This window comes from Reyranella sp., from assembly GCF_036558665.1.
Taxonomy (GTDB): Bacteria; Pseudomonadota; Alphaproteobacteria; order Reyranellales; family Reyranellaceae; genus Reyranella.
The window spans coordinates 60215-84151 of sequence record NZ_DATBFE010000046.1 but is presented as its reverse complement, the minus strand read 5'-3'; the positions used below and the strand labels follow the sequence as shown (position 1 = coordinate 84151).

Annotated in this window: 19 protein-coding genes; 6 read left to right on the top strand and 13 right to left on the bottom strand. The window is 63.4% G+C overall.

All coding sequences use genetic code 11. The features are described from left to right. A partial coding sequence (locus VH499_RS07070) for a UDP binding domain-containing protein (protein ID WP_332051996.1) occupies window positions 1–286 on the top strand: 286 nt, incomplete at its 5' end. Between the two features lie 86 nt (window positions 287–372). Next, window positions 373–1317: a class I SAM-dependent methyltransferase gene (locus tag VH499_RS07065; protein ID WP_332051995.1), complete on the top strand. Its 945-nt coding sequence runs from the start codon at window positions 373–375 to the stop codon at window positions 1315–1317. Between the two features lie 1908 nt (window positions 1318–3225). Here the strand turns inward: VH499_RS07065 and VH499_RS07060 are convergent. From VH499_RS07060 to VH499_RS07040, 5 genes are read right to left on the bottom strand one after another with little or no spacing between them, the layout of a single operon-like run. Further along, window positions 3226–4038 (bottom strand): class I SAM-dependent methyltransferase, encoded by an 813-nt coding sequence (locus VH499_RS07060; RefSeq protein ID WP_332051994.1) that lies wholly within the window; start codon window positions 4036–4038, stop codon window positions 3226–3228. A 22-nt stretch (window positions 4039–4060) separates the two neighbouring features. After that, complete coding sequence (locus VH499_RS07055; RefSeq protein WP_332051993.1) at window positions 4061–4795, bottom strand: class I SAM-dependent methyltransferase; 735 nt, start codon at window positions 4793–4795, stop codon at window positions 4061–4063. Window positions 4796–4804: 9 nt separating this feature from the next. Beyond that, on the bottom strand, window positions 4805–6679 hold the full coding sequence (asnB, locus tag VH499_RS07050; RefSeq protein WP_414709755.1) for an asparagine synthase (glutamine-hydrolyzing): 1875 nt from the start codon (window positions 6677–6679) through the stop codon (window positions 4805–4807). A 5-nt stretch (window positions 6680–6684) separates the two neighbouring features. Continuing rightward, the gene (locus tag VH499_RS07045; RefSeq protein WP_332051991.1) at window positions 6685–7695 is read right to left on the bottom strand and encodes a glycosyltransferase family 2 protein; all 1011 of its coding nucleotides are present in this window, start codon (window positions 7693–7695) and stop codon (window positions 6685–6687) included. 17 nt (window positions 7696–7712) lie between these two features. Further along, window positions 7713–8099 (bottom strand): hypothetical protein, encoded by a 387-nt coding sequence (locus VH499_RS07040; RefSeq protein ID WP_332051990.1) that lies wholly within the window; start codon window positions 8097–8099, stop codon window positions 7713–7715. 261 nt (window positions 8100–8360) lie between these two features. Between VH499_RS07040 and VH499_RS07035 the strand changes: the two genes are divergently transcribed. Further along, window positions 8361–9392: an NAD-dependent epimerase/dehydratase family protein gene (locus tag VH499_RS07035; RefSeq protein ID WP_332051989.1), complete on the top strand. Its 1032-nt coding sequence runs from the start codon at window positions 8361–8363 to the stop codon at window positions 9390–9392. 55 nt (window positions 9393–9447) lie between these two features. Next, window positions 9448–10593 carry an FkbM family methyltransferase gene (locus tag VH499_RS07030; protein ID WP_332051988.1) on the top strand — a complete coding sequence of 382 codons (1146 nt, stop codon included), beginning with the start codon at window positions 9448–9450 and terminating at the stop codon, window positions 10591–10593. A 27-nt stretch (window positions 10594–10620) separates the two neighbouring features. Here VH499_RS07030 and VH499_RS07025 read toward each other — a convergent pair whose 3' ends face one another. The 7 genes from VH499_RS07025 to VH499_RS06995 all read right to left on the bottom strand — a co-directional run bounded on the left by VH499_RS07025 (window position 10621) and on the right by VH499_RS06995 (window position 19586). After that, the gene (locus tag VH499_RS07025) at window positions 10621–12198 is read right to left on the bottom strand and encodes a hypothetical protein (protein ID WP_332051987.1); all 1578 of its coding nucleotides are present in this window, start codon (window positions 12196–12198) and stop codon (window positions 10621–10623) included. A gap of 20 nt (window positions 12199–12218) precedes the next feature. Then, on the bottom strand, window positions 12219–13355 hold the full coding sequence (locus tag VH499_RS07020) for a tetratricopeptide repeat protein (protein ID WP_332051986.1): 1137 nt from the start codon (window positions 13353–13355) through the stop codon (window positions 12219–12221). Window positions 13356–13541: 186 nt separating this feature from the next. Beyond that, window positions 13542–14963: a mannose-1-phosphate guanylyltransferase/mannose-6-phosphate isomerase gene (locus VH499_RS07015; protein WP_332051985.1), complete on the bottom strand. Its 1422-nt coding sequence runs from the start codon at window positions 14961–14963 to the stop codon at window positions 13542–13544. A gap of 21 nt (window positions 14964–14984) precedes the next feature. Beyond that, entirely contained in the window at window positions 14985–16139 is a 1155-nt protein-coding gene (locus tag VH499_RS07010) for an AGE family epimerase/isomerase (RefSeq protein ID WP_332051984.1), read from the bottom strand. A gap of 1 nt (window position 16140) precedes the next feature. Continuing rightward, a complete protein-coding gene (locus tag VH499_RS07005) occupies window positions 16141–17181 on the bottom strand; it encodes a glycosyltransferase family 2 protein (RefSeq protein ID WP_332051983.1) in 1041 nt (346 codons plus the stop codon). 540 nt (window positions 17182–17721) lie between these two features. After that, complete coding sequence (locus tag VH499_RS07000; RefSeq protein WP_332051982.1) at window positions 17722–18498, bottom strand: FkbM family methyltransferase; 777 nt, start codon at window positions 18496–18498, stop codon at window positions 17722–17724. Between the two features lie 20 nt (window positions 18499–18518). After that, a complete protein-coding gene (locus VH499_RS06995; protein ID WP_332051981.1) occupies window positions 18519–19586 on the bottom strand; it encodes a radical SAM protein in 1068 nt (355 codons plus the stop codon). A gap of 647 nt (window positions 19587–20233) precedes the next feature. On the opposite strand from VH499_RS06995, the gene VH499_RS06990 reads away from it, so the two are divergent. Beyond that, window positions 20234–20935, top strand: a complete 702-nt coding sequence (locus VH499_RS06990; protein ID WP_332051980.1) for a hypothetical protein — start codon at window positions 20234–20236, stop codon at window positions 20933–20935. A gap of 6 nt (window positions 20936–20941) precedes the next feature. Further along, window positions 20942–21880 carry a class I SAM-dependent methyltransferase gene (locus VH499_RS06985; RefSeq protein ID WP_332051979.1) on the top strand — a complete coding sequence of 313 codons (939 nt, stop codon included), beginning with the start codon at window positions 20942–20944 and terminating at the stop codon, window positions 21878–21880. Here the strand turns inward: VH499_RS06985 and VH499_RS06980 are convergent. Continuing rightward, a complete protein-coding gene (locus VH499_RS06980) occupies window positions 21870–23882 on the bottom strand; it encodes an FkbM family methyltransferase (protein ID WP_332051978.1) in 2013 nt (670 codons plus the stop codon). The two genes, VH499_RS06985 and VH499_RS06980, sit on opposite strands and share 11 nt — an antisense overlap. Between the last annotated feature and the right edge of the window lie 55 nt (window positions 23883–23937).

Genomic DNA, 23937 nt, shown 5'->3' with positions numbered 1-23937 from the left:
CGCGGGCTACGTGGTGACCGTGCACGACCCGCTGGCGCAGGACGCCGCCGTCGCCGCGCTGGGCGACAAGGTCGTCGAGGCCTCCTCGCTCGACAGCGCCGTGCGCGGCTGCGATCTCCTGATCGTCGCCACAGCCTGGCCCGCCTACCACGCGATCGACCCGGCCTGGTGCAAGCGCAACAACGGCAACGGCCAGCGCCTCACGATCCTCGACCTCTGGCGCACGCTGCCGGCGGAGAAATTCGCCGACGTCGCGGACGTGCTCTATCTGGGAGCGGGCCGCTAGACGGATCGCATTCTCGATCGCCTGCCGCTTGGAACATCGGTCCGCTTCTGGCAGAGATACGGCTTCGACGAAGATCCAGCGGCCCGATGTCACCAACGACGCAAACGGTCGAAAACTTCCTCGACCTCCTGCGCTGCCCCGCTTCCGGGCAAAGGCTCGCGCTGGCCGGCGACAAGCTCGCGACGCCCGACGGCAGCTACCGCTATCCGATCCTCGACAGCGCGATCCCGGCGTTTGCGGAGCGACCTGGTTCGCTCCAGGCACAGCAGCAGTTGGCGCACTACGATCGAATCGCCGCCGCCTATCAGGCCAATCTCGAATACCCGCACACCATCGAATACATGGCGTACCTGGACGAATGTCTGCTTCGTGCCGTGGGCGAGGGTTCGTTCGGGGTGGCGGCGGAACTTTGCTGCGGCCACGGCGAGGCGATCGCCCTCTTCGGCTCCCGCATCGTGCGCGGCATCGGTCTCGATATTTCGCCACAGATGCTGAAACGGGCCAGGGCCGGCCACGTCGACGCCCGTCTCTGCTTCGTCCAGGGTGACGCCACGGCTCTGCCGCTTGCCTCGGCGTCCTTCGACACCGTGTTCATGCTCGGCGGCATCCACCATGTCCCCGACCGTCGGCGCTTGTTCGGGGAAGTGGCGCGAATTCTCAAGCCGGGCGGGCGCTTCATCTTCCGCGAGCCGGTCAGCGATTTCTGGCCGTGGCGCCTTCTGCGTTCGATCGTCTATCGCCTGTCACCGACGCTCGACCACGAAAACGAGCGCCCGCTGCGCCTCGGTGAAACCGAGCCGCCGCTGGCATCGGCCGGGCTACGTCTCGATCGCTGGACGACGCACGGCTTCTTCGGCTTCTGCGTCTTCATGAACAGCGATGTCCTTGTCGTGAACCGGCTGTTCCGATTCATTCCCGGCATCCGAGGGATCACGCGCACCGCGGCCCGGCTCGACGAGGCCATTCTCTCCGCTCCGGGCTTTTCCGGTCGTGGTCTTCAGGCGATAGGTTGTGCCACTCGGTTGGAATAGGCGATCACTCCGTCGAACGACGTCATTTCTCGTTTCTCGATCGGTAGATCAGCACCAGCACGGGCACTTGCCCGAGATTGATCGTCACCCGCCGCACGAAGGTGAGCTTCTTGCCGGCAGCGGCAAAGCGCTCGACAAGGCCATCGGCATCCTGCTCGTGTTGCACCATGGCGACCACCATGCCGCCGTCGACGACGTAGCCGATATATTGATCCGAGATCTGGCTCGGACGAGTGTCGGTCGGCAAACCGAGATTGCTCGCACCCGTCGCGGTCACCGTGCGGCGCAAGAAGTCCAAGTCCATCGTGCAGCCGGACTCGAAGGTCCGTACTCCACCCGGGCCGCGCCAGACCCAGGTTTGCCAGATGACGGGATTCTCGGATCGAAAGATTCCGAACAGACGTATGACCTCTCTGAATGTCTGTTCGTTCAACGCGCAGCCGCTCGATACCCAATAGCGCTCGCTGTACGTCTTCAGTTGCCAGAATTGATGTGGCCATGCGGGCTGGATCTGGAGATAGGCGAACGAAAATCCTGCCAGGCCCGCGAGCACCGCTGTCAGCGCGGCAGCCCACGGCATGAACGCCCCTAGCAGCAAGATCAAGATGGCCCAGGCTCCAAGAGCCTCGACGGCACCCGGCTCCGTCAACTTCGCCACCTCGGGAGCGAGAACCGATGCGAATATCCCTTGAGCTGCCGGAACGAAGGCGAGGAACAAGCCACTTGCGAGGAGTACCGGCAGAATACGCGCCTTGCCGCCGACATCTCCTCCCAGAAGACCTGCCAATGCAAGGAAGGCGGGAATGATGAGAACATGGGCAAAGTAGTCGGGCGCCAACGCAACCTGGCCGAGTTGCTGCCAAAGGATCCACAGCAGCGCGACAAAGACGAACTGACCGAGCAGCAATGTGCGTATCGGATTGAGCCGCCCTATCCGTGTCACGCCGGCCGCAAGCCTGAGCATTGAGACGAGCAACATGGCCGCCGGAAAGACGAGGTAGAGGAAGCTGGTCGGAGGATGGAAAAATGCCGACCACGGCAACCACCAGAGTTTCTGTCCGCTCGGGTCTTCGACCCGCTCGATGACGATCTTCAGAAGCGGCCAGAAGAAGAAGAGGCCGCGCCCGACGGCGCGATCGACGAGACAGAGGGCGAGCGTCAGGCCAGCGAACCCGTAGAAACCGAATCGCAATGCTCGCCATATGTCGGGAACCGTCCGGCGAGGTCTTGCGACAAGGTAGAAGGCCGCAAGCACCGGCAGGAAATTGACGAGATGGATGGTCGCAAACACCGCAGCCGCATAGGCCGCACCGGCTGCGATCAAATATCCCCGCGGATCGTCTGCTTGCGCTGCACGAACCACCAGATAGAGCGTCACCGCATAGTAGGCAGCCGCTCCCGCCGCCTGGTAGTCCCAGCCTCCGGCGCCGTGAAAGGGGATGTAGATCGTAAGGGTCGCGGCAGCCACGAAAGCTGCCTGTCGCGACACGAGGCGTGCGAGCATCAGGTAGACAAAGACGGTGGAGAGGACCAGGGCACCGACATGAAGAATGAAGTTGGCGGCCAGCGGTCCCACCGTGTGGTAGAGGATCCATCCCGGAAGCAACCAGGGCAGACGCTGCAGCTTGTAGTGATCTGCCAGGTAGGTCGGGTCCTGGTAGAACATGAAGAAGCCGATATTGTACCATGGATCCAGAAACCCGATCGGCGTGTACAGCCATTCCCGCCCCAGCATCGCCATGACCAACGGCATGGCGATCAGCACCGCAACCGGTGCCGCATTTGGATTCTGCGATGCCGATCGGTACCACTTCCGTGCAAGCGCACCCGGCGGGGCGAGCACGCGTCCGCCAGACGGACCGGCCTTGGCCCTCCCGGCCAGGCCGGGCCGTCTTCTCTCTGCGCCGCTCATCTGGCCGGCTTCGTGCCGAGCGCGCACCACGACATCTCGTTCACCCACGACAACTCGATCTGCTGCAATCCGCTGTCGCGCATCAGCGCCTCGACCTCCGCCCGCGGCCAGTAATTGGCGATCCGCGGCAGCATCTGATCGAAGACAACCGAGCGCAGGTGCCGGAACGTCCACGTCCGGATCAGCTTGAAATAGGCGATGCGTCCCACGCCGAGCCTGAGCGCCAGCCACAGCGCGGCGGCCGGATAGAGCGAGAGGTGGTGGACCAGCCCGATGGGCAAGCGTGAAAAAAGCGCCTTCCGCAGCGGATTGAGAAAGATCACGATCCAGCGGTTGTTCTCCAGGCCGTAGACCCAGATCAGTACCCGTCCGCCGGGACGCGCGGCGTCGACCATGTTGCGCAACGCCGCCGCCGGATCGGCCAGATGATGGATGACGCCGATGGAGAACACGATATCGAAGCGGTCGCGCTCTCCGATGTCGTAGGCGCTTCGCGTCGCGACCGAAACCGCAGGAAAACGGGCAAGCGTCTGCCGGGCCGCCGCGAGCGAGCGCTCGTCGATATCCATGGCCAGGCCTTCCGAGGCGCCCCAGGATGCCGCCCAGTAGGCGTTCCGCCCCATTCCGCAGCCGACGTCCAGGAAGCTTCTGCCCTTCCATTCGGCCGGCGGCAGCAGAACCGTCCAGCGCCGGAACTGCTCCTCGTATTCCGGGCGCAACTCGGCGTATTCGTCCCATTCGTAGCCGAATCGTTCGGCAGAGCCCGTGATCACGGTCTCGCCGGCGTCGCGGTTGTGCGCATTGTGCAAGACGACACTCCAGATGATTGCGCTAGGCGGGTTTGCGGGCGATGGCGAACAGCGACACGCCGAAGGGCGGCGAGAGGAGCCGTGCGGAAAGCACGTCCATCGCGAAGACGCGCCCCAGGATCCAGTTCAGCACCGGCGAATTGAGCTCGGCCTCGCTCTCGAATCGCGCACCGAACAGGTCCATCAGGCGGCGTGCGAGCCAGATCGGCAGAAACAGGAGATAGTTGAAATAGTAGATGTCGCGTAGCTCCAAGCCGGCGGCCCGGATCTTTGCCGCCAGATCGCGCTTGAGATAGCGGCGTCGATGCCGCGCGACGCGGTCCTGCAATCCGTAAAGCGTCTGGAAGGCGGGAACAGTGACGATGGCGGCCCCGCCCGGTTCGAGCACGCGTGCCGTCTCGCGTAGCGCCAGGGCATCGTCCTCGACATGCTCGATGACGTCGGTCGCGAGAACCAGATCGAAACTCGACCCGGCGAACGGCATGGCGCAGATGTCGCCCCTGCGCACCGGCCCCAGTCCCTTCTCGGCGCAGTAGCGGATTGCCTGCTCGCTGAGATCGAGCCCCTCCACCTCGGCGAAGCCGAGATCACGCAGCATGCGGAGGTTGGTCCCGGTCGAGGTCCCGACGTCGAGCACCCGCGCCGTCGCCGGAACGCCCGCCCGCGCGATCTCGCGGGCAAAGAGCCTGCGCCGTCCGACGAACCACCAGTGGGTGGCCTCGATCCGCGCCTCGACCGCGAAGGTGCCGGCATCCATGGGCTTCCCTCAGTGCAATCGGCCTGCCGAAGCAAGGTGCGGCGCGGCGCTTGCCCAGGCAAACAGCAGAAGGCGCTCGTCGCTTTGTCCGTTGGCGTGGCGGCTCCATCTTTCCCGCAGAACGCCCTCCCTCAATCCGACATCGCCCGGCGTTGCGCCTGCCGCACCCGGCGGCTGCCAATCGCGCAACCATCGACTGAGCGGAATGCCGAATCCCTTCTTGCGGCGCTGCAAGACCTCCTCGGGCAGCCAGCCCGCGAGCGCACGGCGCAACAGTCGCTTGCGCTCGCCACCCCGGAACTTGAAGCGATTGGGAAGACGTCTACACATCTCGACGAGGTCGTTGTCCAGAAACACCGCGCGCGCTTCCAGGGAATTCAGCATCGAGGCGCGATCCACCTTCGTCAGGATGCCGTCCTGAAGATAGAAGGTCGTGTAGAACTCCAGCGTCCTGTCGATCAAGTCGCCGGCCTGGGTGGACCACAGTGCGAGGGCCTCCTCGTAAAGCTCCTCGGCACTCAGCGGCTCATCGAAGATCTCGGCGATGAGGTCCGGATCGGCAGGCGAGAGCCAGATCGGGTTCCAGAGCGGCGCCGGCCACGACAGGCCGAGCAAGGTTCGCCGGACCTTGAAATCGAAGCTCATGTTGCGGCTCGAGCGCGGCAGCAAATCGGCCAGCCGGCGCAGGCCGCGATGAACGCCACGTGAAACCAGGGCCGAATAGACCCGCGCCGGGGCCAGCGCCTTGAACGGATCGTAGCCTGCGAACAACTCGTCGCCGCCATCGCCCGACAGGGCGACCTTGACATTGCGAACGGCGAACGCGGCCAGCAGATACGTCGGCAGGATCGACGGATCTCCCAGCGGCTCGTCGAGGCGCCGCAGGATCGCAGGCAGCGTGTCGCGGGCCTTCTCCAGGTCGAGGATCTCCTCGTGATGCCGGGTGCCCAGCCCCTCGGCGAGCTTTCGGGCCTGCGCGGACTCGTCGTAACTGGGCTCGGTGAAACCGATGGTGAAGGTGCTGATGGACCGGGCCGGCCGCGATCGCGTCGCCGCTGCGAGCACGGCCGCGCTGTCGATGCCGCCGGAAAGAAAGAGACCGAGCGGCGCGTCGCTCATGAACCGGCGCTGCACGGCCTCCGAGAGCCGCTCCCGCAACTCCTCGGCCAGCCGCTGCTCGTCACTGATGCCCAACCGATCGTCCGGATCGAGACGAAACCGCCAGTAGCTCTTCACCTCCAGCTTGCGGGTCTCGATGTCATATGTCAGCGACGATCCGGCCGGCAGCTTCCTCAGGTCGCGGTAGAAGGCGTTGGGCGCCGGCAGAAATCCCCAGGCGAAGTACTTCTGGACCGCCCTCGGCGACAGCTCGTGCGAGACGCTCGGATGAGCAAGGAGCGCCGTTGCCTCGCTGCCGAAGACGAATGCATCCGGACGATCGGCATAGTACATGGGCTTCTCGCCGAATCGGTCGCGCGCCAGGACAATGCGCCTCGCCGGAAGGTCTACGATCGCAAGGGCGAACATGCCGTTCAGGCGAAGAAACAGCCCATCGCCCCATTGCCGGTAGCCGTGGACCAGAACCTCGGTATCCGAGTGCGAGGAGCGAAAGACATGCCCGGCCGCCTCGAGCTCCCGGCGCAGCGCCAGGTGATTGTAGATCTCGCCATTGAAAATGACGCCGGTCTCGGCCCGCGCATCCCACATCGGCTGCGCGCCACCAGCGATATCGACGATCGAAAGGCGCCTGTGTCCCAGGAAGACGCGAAGCCCGGCATCGGTCCACGTGCCCTCGCCGTCCGGTCCGCGATGGGCGACCGTCCGGATCATGTCGGCCAGTACCTTCGCGGTGCCGGCGCCCACGAATCCCACGAGGCCGCACACGGCGATCAGGCCCCGCGGGAAAAGTTGTAAAGCTTGCGGACCAGGTAGTGGCGCCGGTTCTGGGCCTCGAAGTAGGTGCGCACCGTGATCTCGGCGAGCAATCCCATGAGCAGGCTGAGGACCCCGACGAGAAACATCATCGCCGTCAGCAGGGGCAAAGGCGTCGAGATCATCGACACGCCGGCGAACACCTTCAGACCGATCATCACGGCCAGCGTGACGATACTGCCCGCCAGCGACAGCGCCGCGAAGCCGCCGAAGATATAGATCGGCTTCACGAGGTAGCGGTCGAGGAACTTGACGACGACCAGATCGAGCAACACCTTCAGGATACGTTCGAGGCCGTAGTTCGACCGGCCGAACTTCCGTGCATGGTGCCGGACGGGTACCTCGGTAACGCGTCCGCCCATCCAGTGGGCATAAATGGGTATGAACCGGTGCATCTCGCCGTACAGGCGCACCCCCTTCAAGACATCCGCGCGATAGGCTTTCAGCGTGCAGCCATAGTCGTGGAGCGACACGCCGGAAATCCAGGAGATGATCCCGTTGGCGACGCGGCTGGGAAAAGTCCGGCTGAGGCGGGCATCCTTGCGGTCGCGCCGCCATCCGCTCGCGACATCGAAGCCCTCGGCGAGCTTGTCGACGAGCATGGGGATGTCGCGGGGGTCGTTCTGGAGATCGGCATCGATCAGCACCATGATCTCGCCGGTCGCATGGTCGATGCCCGCCATCAACGCGGCGGTCTGGCCGAAATTGCGCCGGAAGTCGACGATGCGCAACTGGGGGTGCGCCTTTGCCTCTTCGATCAGCGCGGCAAGCGAGCCGTCGCGGCTGCCGTCGTTCACGGCGATGATCTCGAAGCCGCCGGGAATCCCCTCGAGCGCGCCGACCAGGGCCTCGACAAGCGGCGCGACGTTCCGCTCCTCGTTGAACACCGGCACGACGACCGAAATGCGCGGCGCATGCTCGCGCGAACCGTCGAGAACGGGGGCTTCGACCGTGGCCAGATCGTTCATGTTTTCCATTCTGCCGCCTAGCTGTAGATCACCAGTCCGATGCCCGCCGCCGTCAGGCACAGGCCCGCGATCCGAAGCTGATTGAGGTCCTCGCCCAGCCATGCACCTCCGCTCAGGGCAACGACGAGCAGGCCGAGAGACAGCATCGGCACGGCGAGGGACAGGTCGATTCGAGCCAGGGCCATCAGCCAGATGACGAACTGCGCGCAGGCAAGCAGCCCGACCAGAACACCACGCCAGCTGAGCGAGACTCCGACGATGGCGGCGACCGTCCTCGCCAGGCCGTCCGACTTCGCGAGCGCCGAGGCGAAGGCCGTCCCGAACAGCTTCATCTGCACCTGGAAGATCAGGCTGACGCCGATGACCAGGACGATGAGAAGAATTCCCTGAAGGCGCGCACTCATCGTCGCGCGCGTACCCTGCCGGCTGGCATCGTTTGCTCGGCCTTCCCTTCGGATTTCGCGCTTGCAGAGACGTGACGCATATTGCGCATACATGGCCGAATTCAAAAGTGCGGGCAAGCCTCGCGCGCCGTTCCGAGTGTTTCAGCTCGGGCTCCCGCAGGCAGGATTGTGTTGGCCGCTCGGTCTTCCTAGGGTAGTATCGTCGCTCAAGGAGCCGCGCTTGTCAGTCTCGTCCGTCGAGTGTTCGCGTAAGCCGTCCTGATGCCCATCCTGATAACCGGCGCCGCCGGCTTCATTGGTTCGCATGTGGCAGGTGCATTGCTGGCGCGAGGCGAAGCCGTCATCGGCATCGACAACTTCAGCGACTACTACGATCCGGGCCTCAAATATGCGCGACTGGCCGCGCTGCAGAAGGACGCCAGGTTCGCCTTCGTGCGGGCCGACATCACCGACCGCGAAAGCATGTTCGCGCTCGCAGGCCGACACGCGGATCTGACCGGCATCGTGCACCTGGCCGCACAGCCGGGCGTGTTTCACTCGATGGTCGATCCGTACATCTACGTACAGACCAACGTGATGGGTCACCTCGTGATGCTCGAGGTCGCGCGCAAGTGCCCCGCCCTCCGCCACTTCGTCTATGCCTCGTCTTCATCGGTGTATGGCCGCAATCACAAGCTGCCGTTCTCGATCGCCGACCGGGTCGATCGCCCGGCGTCGCTCTATGCCGCGACCAAGCGGGCCGACGAGCTGATGACAGATGCCTATGTGCATCAATATGGCTTCAACGCGACCGGTGTCCGATATTTCACGGTCTACGGACCATGGGGCCGTCCCGACATGTCGCCATACATTTTTGCCAAGGCGATTCTCGAAGGACGGACGATCGCGCTCAATCACCTCGGTCGAATCCGGCGCGGATACAGCTACATCGACGATATCGTCGCAGGAACGTTGGCGATCCTCGATCGTCCGACCGACGAGCCGAGCCATCGCATCTACAATCTGGGAGCGTCGGAAAGCGAGAATATCGGCCACGTTCTGTCGCTGTTCGAGAAGGCCCTGGGCAGACGCGCCAGGATCGAGCTGAGGCCGGGCGAGCCTGGCGACATGCCCGAGACCGTGGCGGACATCGACGACACGGTTCGCACGTTCGACTGGACGCCGAAGGTTCCGATCGAACAGGGAATCCCGCTCTTCGTGGACTGGTTCAGGAAGTACAAGACAGGTATTTCGGCGGTGCTCTCCTCAACCGGGAGCACCGTGCCGAAGCCGGCGGCGGGGCTCGTCGGCTGAGCCACGACGCTTCCGATTTGACGCTCTTTTGGGAGGTCGATATCAACCGTCGGGCATGAGCACCAAATTCGCGGCGTTCGTCGCTGGCAGTCTTCGCTCCGAGCGATTCACCCTCGTTGACGTGGGCTGCTCAGGCGGCATCGACTCCGTTTGGCGCGTATTCGGAGATCGGCTTCGCGCCGTCGGATTCGATGCCAGCGTCCGCGAGTGCGAGCGGCTTGCCGGCGAGGAAGCGAACCCCGATGTCCGCTACATCGCCGCCTTCGTCGATGTGGCGCCCGATCATCCATTTGCCCGCAGGAGCGACCCTCAGCGGGAAAGCACGCTGAACTTCGAGGCGCAAAGGCTCTATTCGCGTTCGAGTGCCGCCTGGGCGATGGAAATACGTTCGGCCCATCTCGCCGCGGCGCCGCTCCATGAGCAGCTCCAGCACAATGCCTGGGGTCTGACCGAACTCGCCGATCCGGCAAGAGCCGTCGATGCCGCGAGGCTCCTGGAGGAGATTGGATATGCGGACGTCGACGTCCTGAAGATCGATATAGACGGTCCGGATTTTCGCGTCCTCAATTCCTTCGACGGCCTGTTCGACAAGCTTGGGCTTCTCGCCGCGCGTCTGGAAGTGAACTTCTATGGCGGCGCCGGCGAGACGCTTCACACCTTCCACAACACCGACCGTTTCATGCGCGGGCAAGGCTACGAACTCGTCGCTCTCGAGAACCGCGTCTATTCGATGCGCGCGCTGCCGTCACGCTTTGCCATAACGATGCCGGCGCAAACCGAACGCGGGCGGCCGTTCCAGGCCGACGCTTCTTACGCCCGTGATCCGGTGCGCGGCGACATGAAGGACCTCGCGGCATCGCTATCTGTCGAGAAGCTCGGCAAGCTCGCCGCCATCTATTCCATCTGGGACCAGCCCGACAGCGCGGCGGAAATATTGCTGGCGTTCCGGGAGCGGATGGCAGCGATGTTCGACATCGACCACGCCCTCGACCTCCTCGCCGCACAGATGCAGGACGACCGCGAGGACGCCCTTCCCTATCGCGACTACATGGCGCTGTTCGCGACCGATTCGCCGGCGTTCTACCCGCCTCCGCCCAAGCCGCCTCCGCCGCCGCCGCCTCCGGTCACGCTGCGCAGGCGTCTCGCCGCCGCCCGGCGCGCTTTCGACGATCCGAACGGCGCCTTTCCACCGAGGGAATAGGTCTTCGCCGCCGCAATCGTGCGCCGCCTAGATCGCGTACCGTCCGCGGAAGCGCAGGACCTTGCCCTTCATGCTGGGGTCGATGCGCGGGTTGCCGGCCAATACCTGGCCGCAGAACGGATTGATGTTGGCGCTGACATAGTCGGTGAACAGCGGCCAGAACCGGTTGTAGATCACGTTCACGCCGATGAAGCGGCGCGGCAACCGGCGCGCCGCGGGTCGCGTCTCTTCCTCCAACGACGCGGCCTGTCTGAAAAGCCGGCTCACCACCTTCAGGCGCTTTTCGTCCATCGCCTCCGCCAGCCGACCGGTGCGCACCGGATCGCTCACGCCCTGGGTAGCGAGCCCGAACTCGAAGATGAACATGTCCGACCGTCGCAGCAGGTCGGCGAAGGGTCCGGCCTCGACACCGGGCGTGTCGAGCGGCAGGCCCTGACACTCGTTCGGCACCAGGACGGGCCCCGTGAAGCCCATGGTGCGCCACGCGATGGCAAAGCGGGTCAGGAAGTCGGCGCGGGTGCCGACAAACATGAGAGCGGAATTGCGCGGGTAGGTAAGCACCTGGTCGCAGACGAAGGGCAAGGTGTGCGGCAGGTCGTAGGTCAGGTCGTTGAACAGGTGCCATTCGAGATTGGTGGTGCGGTAGGCCTCGGTGGCGGGTTCGATGGCCGCCCCTATGCCGGCGGCAAAGCGTTCGAAGGCGGTGTCCCTGTCGAGCCGGATCTCCTCGATCTCGAGATCGGGCCAGCCCCAATTCTCGGCCTGGGCGGGCAGATAGGGCGTAGAGACGTCCCAGATGAAGCGATCCTGGTCGTTCATCTTGGTCTGTCGTCCCTTGTTGTTCGCCGCGGCGACACGGGTATGGTCGCAGTGATACCCGAAGACCTTGTCGACCAGCGTATCGACCGAGCCGCGATAGAGCGCGAGACGAGCCGCGAGGTTCGAGTCGCAGTGCCAGCCCAGCAGCATTTCCTCGTCGAAGCCGTGGATCGCGAACATGTCCTCGCGAAGCGCGGCCTGGAAATCGCCCAGCGCGTCGTAACGCATGGGCATGAAGTTGTAGACGACCTGATTGAGGTGGAAACGCATCGACCAGTCGCGCAGCTTGGCGAGATTGCCGGCCGGATCGCGGCGGTCGAACGCGGCCTCCCACAGCATCTCCGGCAGCTCGAAGCGCGGCACCTGATAGAAGCCGTCGGGAACGGTCGCCAGAATGTCGCTCAGCGATTCCTTTTCGTTGCGCGGCACCAGCAACATGTCGGTGTTGGTGTAGAGAATCCAGCGATTGCGCGGATTGGAGCGCCGCAGCGCCACATTGCGCGACTGCGCCTCGAGCGCGACCAGATGCGTGCGCGCCTTCAGGTGCACGTGCTGTTCGGGTCGGACCCGAAAGATGCGCATCACCTTCTTGGCCTTGGCGGTCAACGTGTCCTGGATCGCCTCGGGAAAGGTCGGGTGATCGTCCGGGGTGTTGTAGTCGACGAAAAGGATTTCGTCGTCGGGGTCCGACATGACCTCGGCGATCGCGTTGAAGCTGATCGCCGCCCTCTTGTGGAGATTGTAGCCGTGACTGTCGTTACGGCCGTAAATGATGACAGAGAACATCGGATCCTCGCCTGACGCGATTAAGAGCCGAGGCCGGCCAGCTCGTGGCGCGCCGCAGCATGTTCGATCATTGACGGGGGCGCGTCATCGACGATTGCCGTGAAGCGCCTGCGAGCTTCCGCCGGATCATGCGGCAGTGCAAGCACGCCGAGCTGGAACAGCGCTTCCGCCCGCCGCTCGCCATTGTCTGCGCGCGCCAGCACCTCCTCGGTCGACAGTCCTTTGGCGTGGAGCCAAAGCAACGGATTCGGCCAGGAATCGAGCGAAGGCTTGGCGTCCGGCATCGCCGGGCGCCCCAGGCGACCCAGCGCCGTCAGCCGATAAAGCCGCCAATAGGGATCGCACGGCTCCTTGGCCAGGGCATGTTCCAGTTCGGGCAAGGCCTTCCCGTAGTCGGCGAGCCGCAGCGCGACGCAGGCGCGCGCCGACGCGCGCTCGGCCGGGAGGAGCTCGAACTGGACGCGCCAGTCGGCGTCCGCATCGCCAAGACGCCGCAGCGCCAAGCGCGCGATCGCGCGGCCGCTCAAGAAGTCCGCATTCCGCGGCTGCACTGCGCAAGCGCTGTCGAACGTGGTGGCCGCCTGTTCGAACCGACCCATCATCAGAAGCGCTTCTGCCTTGAGGGCCAGCACATCTGAAAGTCCCGGCTTCAACTTGAGGGCGGCCTCGTAATCGACAAGGGCCGGCTCAGGCCGGCCCTCGACGAGGAAAGCATTGCCGCGCGCAATGAACGGCAGCACCCTTTGCTTCACGGATTGCAGGACGGTGGTGTAGGCGGCGATCTCGGCCGTAGAGCGGCCGGCTCGCCGCAGTACGAAACTGCGGTCCGGAGTTGCTCCCCGGAGTCGCTGCCTCAGGATCCGTCCCGCTTCGTACAGGGACCTCGCCTTCTCGGTCTCCCCCAGGATGTCCAGAAGCTCACCCTGGTTCTCGAACGCCGCGATGAGGTCCGGTGCCGCCGTGGCCGCATCACCAAAGGTAGTGGCGGCTTCCTGCAGCTCGCCGGCTCGAGCCAAGTTACGAGCCCGCAGAAAGATTTCCTCTTCCCTCGTCCTGGGACTGATGGTCAGTCGTCGTCCAATGAGGAGGTCGAGGCCCTTCCGCCAAGCATCCGCGATCCGGTCAGGAAGGCTGGTCACAATGCCGATCTCACTCAATCAACACCTCTGCCTAGCACGTATTCCATGGAGCAAGCTCGCCAAAATCCTCTACTGCTCCAGGAAAGGCAGGGCGGCGGGATACTGCACGCAGTCCGCTAGCTGACCGGGCCGTGGACGTCAATCGCCGGAGAGCTCGATTTGCTGCGGTCTGGCCTTCGCCCGGCCTTGCCGACGGCCCCCGCCTCAACGGCTGCCTTGCCCGGCTTCGCGGGCTTCCTCATATCGGACGAAATCTTCTTCGTCGAGATGGTCCCCGGTTTGGACCTCGATGAACTCCAATGTGGCCGGCCCGGCATTGCGAAGGCTGTGCGGGGTTTTGCGGGGAACCAACACCGAATCGTTGGCCTTCAGTACGTATGTCTTTCCAGCCAGCAGCGCCTCGCCGGCTCCATTCACGACGAACCAATGCTTGTCGCGGCGCCGGTGGCTCTGCAGAGCAAACTGCTCGCCCGGATTCATCGTAAGGTGCTTGGCCCTGAAGTGGACGCCACGGTAGATCTCCTGCGCGCTCCCCCAAGAACGGTGGATCCTCGCATGCTCGGTCGCCGCCTTGTGATTGCCCTCCGACATGCGCTGGACGACGTCCTTGAGCCGCGGCAAGTCGTCGTGGTGGCCGACCAGAACGGCGTCGTGCATCGCCACCACGACAAGGTTCTCGACGCCGATCACCGCAGTCAGCGGACCATCCGAGCGGATGTAGGAATTGCGAACCTCGTCGAGCTCGACCGGCCCTTCGGTGACGTTGCCGGCACTGTCGGCCTCGCCGACGTCGAGCATCGCCCCCCAGGTGCCGAGATCGGACCATCGGAATGTCGCCGGCACGACCCAGCACTTGTCGGTCCGTTCCATCACCGCATAGTCGATCGACTTGGCCGGCGCCTTGCCGAACGCTGCGGCCTCCAGAAAAACCGTCGATCCGCGCCTGATAGCGTTGGCGACTGCTTCCTCGACCGCAGCTGCCATGACCGGCTCGAAGCGCGCCATCTCGGACAGAAGCAGGGCCGGCGAGAACAGAAAGTTCCCGCTGTTCCAGAGCAGCCCCTCGGCAAGGTACCGCAGCGCGGTCTGCGCATCGGGTTTCTCGACGAAAGCCGCGACCTTGCAGACCTTCCCGACCTTGTCGACGCCGGCGCGTATATAGCCATAGTCCGTCTTGGGCTCGGTCGGCGGGATGCCGAAGGTGACGATGCCGCCTTGCTGGACCGCCGCGAGCCCGGCCCGACAATCGGCACGAAACTGCTCTTCGCCGATGACGAGATGATCCGATGCGAGCGCCAGGACGGCTTCGGCGCCTAAGCTCTTCGCGTAGCCGGCCGCGGCGCCGATCGCCGGTCCCGAGTCCCGGCGCGACGGCTCGATCAATAGATCGATCTCGATGCCGACTTCCCGCGCTTGTCGCTCGGCGGTGAAGCGGTAGCTGTCGTTCGTCGCGATGATCGGCCGTCCGAACAACGTGCGATCGGTGACGCGCAGCAACGTCTGCTGAAAGGTCGACTGCTTACCGAGCAGCGGCACGAACTGCTTGGGCATGCTCTCCCGAGAGAGCGGCCACAGACGCTTGCCCGAGCCGCCAACAAGGATGATGGGGGTGATCGGTGCGGACATATCGATGGCAGCCGCCACGGGCTAGGCCGCTTTGGCAAAGCGATCGAGCTCGTCGACCGCACAAAGGACGTGATAGAGCGTGCTCGCTGGCATGTTCTCGGCAGCCGGTCGGCCCTTCGCATCGAGCCGATCCATCCAGCCTCCCGGATGACCAGCTGCGAGGAAGCGGCGATGGAGCAGGATCGCCACCTCGGCCGCCTTTGCGGCCGCTCCCGGACGGCCGGCGGCGGCCTCGGCAACGTTGGCTTTGAGCGCCTCGGTCATCGGCCAGGTACGGTGCGACGGCAGCCGGTGGGTGCCGTCGATCAGAAGCTCGTCCACCATCAAGCCGGTCTCGTCATAGCCATGCCGCGCGGCGTGAACATAAAGGGCATCGACATAGGGCTGCACCGACCGGCCGGTCTCGCGCTCGAACCATCGCAGCAGCCATACCCATTCCGAATGATGACCCGGTTCGACGATGGCACCCTTCTCCTCGGGCGCCGGCTGAAGGCCCTCGTCGAAATATTCACCGAGGACGCCGGGATCGGATCGGAAGAAGCGTGATGTGAAAAGGCCGAACATCTCGCCGGCGCGTCCCAGGTAGCGGGCCTCGCGGCTGTTCACCCACAAGGAGAGCAAGGCTTCGAATAGATGCATATGCGGGTTCTGGCGCCGCGGTGCATTCGATGACGGTAGCGCCTCGACGTAGCCGCCCGAGCTCTGGGCATGCATCTCGCGATCGAGGAAGGCGAGCGTCTCGTCGGCGAGCGACAAGGCCTCGCGGCGGCCTGTCGCGCCGACATAGGAGGCGATCGCCAGAAGCGCGAAAGCGTGGCTGTAGAGGTCGCGCCGCCCATCGCCGATCCTGCCGTCACCGTGGACCGAATAGACCCATCCAGGCCGGCCGTCGGGCCTGTAGTAGTCGCGCACCATCGCCGCGTAGGCGCTGTCGACGACGGCGGCCGCGTCGGCATGCCATCCCCGCCGCGCCGCAAGAGCATAGGAGAAGATCTGGCGGGCCTGGACGATCAGCCGAGCCGGGGTGTCGAGCACCGGCTTGCCCGCGTGGGTCAGGGTCTCTCGGAAGCGTCCGGTCGCGGCGTCGAATCCGGCCGTCGCCCACAACGGCAGCGCCTGGCGGATCGCCCAGTCGTGCAGGAGCGCCGCGCTTTCCCTCACTGTCGTCAAGGTCACCTCAGAGCCCAACCATCGCCCTCAGCCGGCCGATCCACGGCGGCTTTTGCCGCGACTTCCTGATGGCGAAGTGGATGGTCTTCACCGCCTGGTCGTAGCGCATGGCGCCGATCGCCGCGGTCAGTATTTCCCGGCGCTCGAGCATGATGCTCAGGATCAGATCGAGGACGCGCCGGCTGATCGGTCCCCAGTTCTTGCGCGAGGTTTGCGAAGCGCCGCCCAGCATGAGGCCGTCGGAATGCTTGTTCTTGCCGTGCATGCGATAGGCATAGAGCGCGTCGTGGACGGCGATGCCGCCGACGATCAGGATGCAGAAAGTCGACAGATAGAAATCGAGATAGAGCGGGAGCTGCTCGTCCCTGTCGGGCAGCACGAGGTCCACGATGTCGCGCCTGAACATCATCGCGGCCGTACTGTTGGACGACCAGGTCGGCGTCCAGTGGCCGTGTAACGTCAATGCCGGATTCACCGGAAAGCGCGCCCGCCCCGCTGCCGCATCGATCTCCGGGATCGTCTCCACGTCGATCGGCCGATGCTGCTCGTGCTTGGGTGGCAGCTCGAACCACCATGCAGTACCGGCCAGCAACTCGCTGTCGCCGTCGATGAAATGCGAATCGCAATAGGTGAATGCGACCGGGTAGTCGGCGTTCAGATGGGCCGCGAGATGGCGCTCGACGAAGTTGTCGTACCAGACATCGTCGGAGTCGAGAAAACAGACGAAGGGAGCGTCGAGGTCGGCCACGCCACGGCGGATGGCGCCGGTCTGACCACAATTCGTTTCCAGCCGGATGTAGCGGAACCGCGGATCGCCCATCTTGGCCAACGTCTCGCGTATCACGCGGTCGGAGCAGTCGGTGGAGGCGTCGTCGACCACGACCACCTCGATATTGCGCACGGTCTGACGGGCCGCCGAGACGATCGCCTCGGCGACATAGGCCTCGTTGTTGTGGTTGGCGATGACGACGCCTACCCTGGGCAATTTCGCAGTTACCATGAAAGTGTCTTTTGCCCCTTTGGGCCGGCCCTCCGACAGGACGTCCACGATCTGATCCCCCATCCGTGCCGGCAAGGCGCGTCTACACCGCTCGCCACCGACATTCCGTACCCATACGATACGCGCGTTCGCGGTGTTTCCCTATCCTCGGGCAGCGGCGCCCTGCAACACTTTTGGAGCCTCGCTCACCGCCGGGTCGGCCGCGACAGGGCCCGAGCGGCGGCAGCCCCTCAGCCCAGTTCCCCGAGAACCTTGATACCGACAAGCGCCACCAGTGCGGCCCACAATATCAGGGACTGGTAGTAGAAGATGTTTGCCGTCAACTGATAACACCCGAACCGATAGGACTGATCCTGCGTTCGATCAAATTTCAGCCTTCGTATATCGGGGGGAAATTCGCGCTTGATCACCATGTTCGTTACGGTTGCCATTGCGCTCGCGATTGCAGCGAGAACTCCGATTGTGATTACTGCGCCCGTCATCCGCATCCCAGTCCAGTTGTCTCGGACAGCCATATTGCCGAACTGGCCGCGGCAGCGCCACCACCAACGCTCGAAGATCCGGCCCGCGCGGCCCCGCCCAGTTCCGCTAGTCTTGGGGAATCTCAGCCATTCGCGGCGCGACGAAGATTGCGTCGGCCCAGCGAAGCAATGCCGGGTTTCTAGCATGGAGCTGCGGTTCGTAAAGCCCCTGGAGCGCATACTCGTATTGCCGCAGATAGGCGGCCAGATCCCAGAATGTCGGCTGATCGCGGTAGAGCGGTTGGAACAGGACTTCGAGTGCAATCAGGCGAATCGCGCCCCGAGACAGCATCCGTTGGGCGCCCTGAAGCGCCATCAGCTCTCCACCCTGAATGTCCATTTTCAGGATGTCCAGAAAATCGATATTCCGCACCTGGCAAAGGCGATCGATCGTGACAGTTTGAATACGTTCGGCCGGCAGAACGGTGACAGGTTCGTCGTAGTAGCGCATGTCGCCGACTTCGAGCAGCGAGTGCGCGCCGCTATGTGAGGTTACGCGCAAATCGGCGGTACCGTCGACATTGGAGAGTCCCGCGCGGATCAGTTCAACTCGTTCGTCGAAAGGAGCGAGCGTCGTCGCGGCCAGCGCATGGTTCCCGCTCTCCGGCTCCAAGGCGACGACGCGGCAAGAAGGAAAGGCCGACAGGTATTGCAGGGTCGTCTGCCCATGTTGAGCACCCGCATCGACGATCTGGATCGCCGTATCGCGGCCGAATACTCTTACCTGGGCGTCCAGCAAGCTGCTGTCTGCAGCCAGCGAATGGGTTTCTCGCTCCGGCTCTGTCGGCGGTTCCGCTTCGGAATGCGGCGCCGGCGGAACCTTCCGAGGCTTCCAGCTAAACATATGCCTTCCGCGCCCGATACCTACGAGTGCCGGAACGACTCAAGGAAGTTGTGCAGCCATTTCTCGACCGGCGATGCCTTCCGCTCTGGCGCGGCCTCCGAAGCCGGCGCAGTGACTTCTGGTTGGTCAAAGCGCACCGACTTCATATACGGCGAGCATCCATCCCTGTGCTCGGTCCACATCACCCACCATTGGCACCGGGAGCAGACTTTTCCAAGCTCGCTGGTGGGATCTTCATACATGTCGCACAGTCTGTCATAGGCATCCTGAAGCGAAACATCTGCAATGTTGGGCAGCCATGAAGCATCGCCTTCGTGCGCCTGAACCATCATGGCGCAACACGGCGCGATTTGCCCTGAGGGCAGAACGTAGAGTTGGATGTGGCAATCGTTTCGCTGCTCCGGAATGAAAAAGAGGTTCCGGAATTTGAGGACGTCGTAGTACTCCGCGTGAAAATGGATGGCATCGACTCTGTTGGACCAGAAGTCGGCAAACTCCTGCATCCGGTCCTTGGTATCGCCGATCAAGATGCAATTGATTTCAACGCTTATATCGGGAAGGTCGCCTTTGCGTTGGCGCAGGTAGTCGATGGTCTGCAGCACTCGTTCGAGCTCTCCGCCACGGCGGATCTTCGCATACTGCCGCGCATCAATGTGATCGACGCTGAAGCGGAACTCCCGGACACCCATGGCCAACATCTCGTCAAGACGCTCTGGCGGCATTGACTGGCCATGGCTCAGGACGTTCACCGGATGACCGAGGTCGATGCTCTTCCGCAGATGGTCGAGAGCATGCGGGTCCTGGAAGAAGTCGCCCGTTGCGGCAAAGTGCACCTTCTGCCCCGAGGGCACTTGTTCCAGGCCCTTCCGGACCATTTCCGGATCAAGCGTCCGCGCCTTCTTGATCGCGTTTGGCCCATTGAAGTGGCAGAAGACACAGCTGAGCTCGCACGTTTCCGTGGTGGCAAAGCCGTTGAAGTCCATCACCGTGCCGCGATGCGAATTGGGTGTGAACGGCGCCTTGGTGAGCCGTTCGAGCGCTTCCGCCTCAGTGGCTCGGCGAGACCTTGCGTGCAAGACGTCCGTCATGCTGACCCTGGATCAATACAAAGTACGATTACGCCAATATGGCGCAGACGCAAGCGGCCCTCGCCCACATTGCTCGTCGAATAGCCGCATAATTCGAGGTCAAGCGCTGGCCAAATCCGGGAATCGCCGCGAAGGCCATGGGGCTGACCGGAATGAGGCAATCACGCCGAAGAATCGCAAGAACGGCAATCCGACTCTTACTCAAGTCCCGCCCTTAGCCGTTCCCTGTAGTCTTGCCAATCCAGCAGCTTCGTCACGCCCCATCCAATCAGAAACACGCAAGCCGCTGCGCCGCTCCATATGAAGAACAGATCGGGACGGCGCTCCGAGGACAAAAACGCATAGTTGATGCCGACGAAGATCGCGGCGATTGCGCCGATTTCACATGAGAGGCGCAAGTATTTATGTACCCACTGCCGTACGGGAGAGCGCATGGTATCTGCCATCGCAGCCTCGGGCCTAGGAACCAGCGTTCGATTTTTGCGTTCCAAGGTCACAAATGCAAGCGCAATCGGCCGTCATTCTGTTGCAGAAGCGCCGGAATGAGGCCCGCTCCGCCCTCGGAGGACTTGCCTTGGAAGAGCGGGCCCGGTGCGCATGCCGGCTAGGCGGCGCTGCCGTTCCCTTGCTCGAGATTTGAGAACCCGATGTTCACATACGCTCAAGGCCCCGCCCTGAGGAGACTGCTGGAATCGAAGATCGAAGGCGTAGAGATCGACGATTGGCTGGAAGGCTGGACAATCGGTACTGTGCACACAGTTTTGGATGGGAGATGGCCGCAGCGAGCCCTGGAGATCGAGCTCGGCGAAAACCAAAGGCTTTACCGGAAAGCCGCATGGGCCGCAGGCTGCACCGTAATACCGATTTCGATGGGCCAACTGGACGCCACTTCTGAGCGCTTCAGCCTTGTCTTGGCACTGTCCTTCGAGCGCGCGGAATGCCTCGCCGCGGTCGATCCAGACGAGCCCTATCGTCAGGCAGAGTTTCTGGGCAAGGCCGCTCGACTATTGGCCCCCGGGGGGCTCCTCGTTTGGAGCTATTTGTATGCCTATGCCGAGGACGAGACACTTCATTCCCTGCTGGAACCCGCTGCACTGTATCGCAGCATGACGCTCCGCGGGCTGGAACCGTTCGACCCCGAGATGACCGCCCGGGAGAAAGTGCGAATCTATCACGATCCCGAGACTCTTTTCGTCAACCAGCGGGCTGTTCTGAAAGACTCGGAATTCCATCGCCGGATAATCCGCGTTCTTGGTGCGGTGCGTTCGCCTGCTTGGCCAACGATGCCCGAACCGGACCCGATCCCGCCGTCTTGGTGGTCGGGGTTTCTGGGCCGCCGCCGGAGCTAGAACTCGATGTTCGACTGGGCTCGCGGCTCGGCCCTTTGCCGCTTCATGAAAGCTCGCTCATATCGTGCCGGCTGGAACGAGGAGGCGGCCGCCTGGCTGAAGAATTGGAGCGTTCCCTGGTTCTACGAAGCGGTCGAGTTCCATCCTGGCCTGCGTGTTCTCGACGTAGGCTCCGGGGTGCCAGTCATCGCCCAATATCTTCACGATAGTTTCGGGTGCGAGATGCATGCACTCGATGTCTCTCGCGAAAGAGCGGCTGTCGTTCATTTCGGCCTGCCGAAAGCTTCGAATTCCCAGTATCCAGACGTCACGACGCATGTCGGACTCGCAGGACAGGATTTGCTTCCCGCCGATCACTTCGACATCGTCCATTGCAACTCCGTCATTGAACACACCTACGACAGTCGGGAGGCACTCGATCCGTCGGCTCCGCTTGCGCACATGGACGTGCTTCGCGATCTGGTTCGCATGGTCAGACCCGGCGGCTTGCTCCTCATGAACTGGGATACCTATCTGGATGGTGTTCCACATCACCTCGGCTGGGAGTACGAGTCGGATTTCTGGCTGCTCCATCATTGCGGCATGCGTTTGGCCGACCCAAGACGTCGCGTGCGCCCAGCGCCCTACATATACGGGCACCCTGACACGCTCTTCTTCTCGCCAGAAGCCATTTTGACTTTCCAGACGGCGACGCATGCACACGGGACGTCCATCAATGCAATCTGGCGGAAGCCGGGCGGAGAATTGCAAACGCGTCTCGTACCGCAAAGAGCACTGGAGACTGTATACTTCCCACCCGAGGAGATGGACTGGTCTCGACGTTACGCGGAGGATGCGGTTTCGAGCGAAGAGATCGATGCCAGATTCAAGCGGTACATTGAGCAAGCACAGCGTGCCTTGAGTGGTTCTCTGGTGATTAGCCGTCAGGCTGCCCTCACTCCTTGATGCCGATCAAAATCCACGACGGCCTGATCCAGAACATCTTGGTGAATCGCGGCCGCCATCTCGGCAGGTTTGCCGCGACGGCTGCCACGACCCCTCTGGGCGCTTCGTTCTGGGAGAGTGTCAGGGGATCGGGACAAAAGTCGTGCCAGATCATCAGACCGCCGGAGCGCAGCAGGGCAAGCGTCTTCTCGGTGTCGTTGACCACGACTTCCATGGTGTGCCCGCCGTCGATGAAAATCGTGTCGAAGAAACCAGGACTCCACTGCGCGTAGTCCAGCTCCATGCTGTTGCCGAGGATTTGATGAACCCTTGGGCCGAAACCCGCTTCACGGTAGCGCCAGCCGATGGCGGCCCCGGCGTCGGTCGGCTGGAGCGCGACAGGGTCCGCGGTGGCGGCGCTGTCGGCGTGCGGATACATCGGTTTCCCTTCCGCGTTCCGCTCGCCCTCGGGAAGATTGACGGTCCAGATCTCGGCGTCGCTGGCCCGTGCGACCGTCGTCGCGCCGTGCCCCTCCCAGGTGCCGATCTCGAGATGCCGGCGAGGCCGAAAGTTGCCGTAGATGAACTCGAAGATCGGCGTTTCGTCCCGTTCCGTCTTGAAGTCCGCGAGCTTGTGCCTGTAGAGCGCGGTCGGCATGAACGGCCGCTCGAAACCAAGCGCATGACCGAGATTTCCTACCGGCATGACCTCAATCGTCGAGCCAGAATACGATTCGGTGCTTTCACCCAGCGCCTCCGCCATCTCCCGTGCTGAGATGCTGGAGACCGAAGGCGTCAGGATCCTAGACGGTGCGGTTGGCCTCGCCGGAGCGACGTCGAAGCATCGTATGCCGAGAATCCGCGCCTGGGCGGCGGTTCCATTGGCATCGGCATTCCTGAGGAGCAGGCCTGCGATCGGCTCGGCTTCGGGTTTGAGCAATGTTGCCGTTTGCCGGAAACTCCGCGCCTCGACGATGGTTTCGCCGAGAATAGTGCTGCCGTCGGCGGCGAGAAAGGAAAAACCGATATCTCCGCCCTCGACCAGGACGTCGATGTCCACGAAGAAGGCGGTCTGCTCTTCGCTCACAAGAGGCCATTCGGCAGCGTAGCTCCAGCGCGGGCCCTTGACTTCGATTTGCCAGACGCCGGCGGCGCCCTCGATGCGCGTATCGTTGTGACGATGGGGCGCGGGCGCGAACGGACTGGAGCGCTCGCCGGCCTTCTCCAGCGCCGATTCAAGGAAGAGCGGCTTCGTGTCGAAGGTGAGCTCGAGCCTGGGCAAACCGGTGCCACGGCCCTGACCGGCGCGGCGGAGCACGAAGTTCTCGTGATCCAGCACCAGCGCCGAGCGGTAGCCTCGTTCGGCGAGCCACTGGAACGCTTCCGGCGCGGAATGATTCCTGCGCGCCAGGGCGTGGTTCAATTCGACGACGATCCAAGGATCGAACCTTTCCAGGGTCTGCTCGGCGCCCTGGAGCACTTCGAAGTCGAAGCTATCGACGTCGATCTTGAGGCAGTCGAGCCTGGCGAGTTCCAGTTCCCGGGCCATCGCATCGATCGTCGAGAAGGTGTACGTCATGCGCTCGGGAGGCTGGCCCCAGATCCGGTATACATCCTCCTCGATCCTTCCAGCGGAAGCGCCAAGTGCGCGCTCGAACGCGACGACGTTCTCGCATTTGTGGAATGCGACGTTCCTGTTGAATTTCCTGATCGTCTCGGTGGGCTCGAAGGCGAACACGCGGCCCGACGGCGCCAGCCGGGAGAAGAGGATCGAGTAATAGCCGACATTTGCCCCTACGTCGAAGATCACCCAGTCGTTCCCGACGTTCTCGACGAACCATCGCTTGGTTTGCAATTCGCACTCGGGATAGTAGCCGGCGAATTCGCGATAGTAGTCGATGAGCTCGATCGGCGGTGCCCCCGGCACGAGGGTGTAGAGGGGTCGCAACTTGTCGTCGATCGCCTTGGGGACGGTCGCCTCCGGGACATCCGCTCGCCACAGCAGCCTGTTCAGCAACTTCATTCCTTGCCCACACTCGTCAAACGCGTCCGCAAATCGGCCATCATGTCGTCACCAG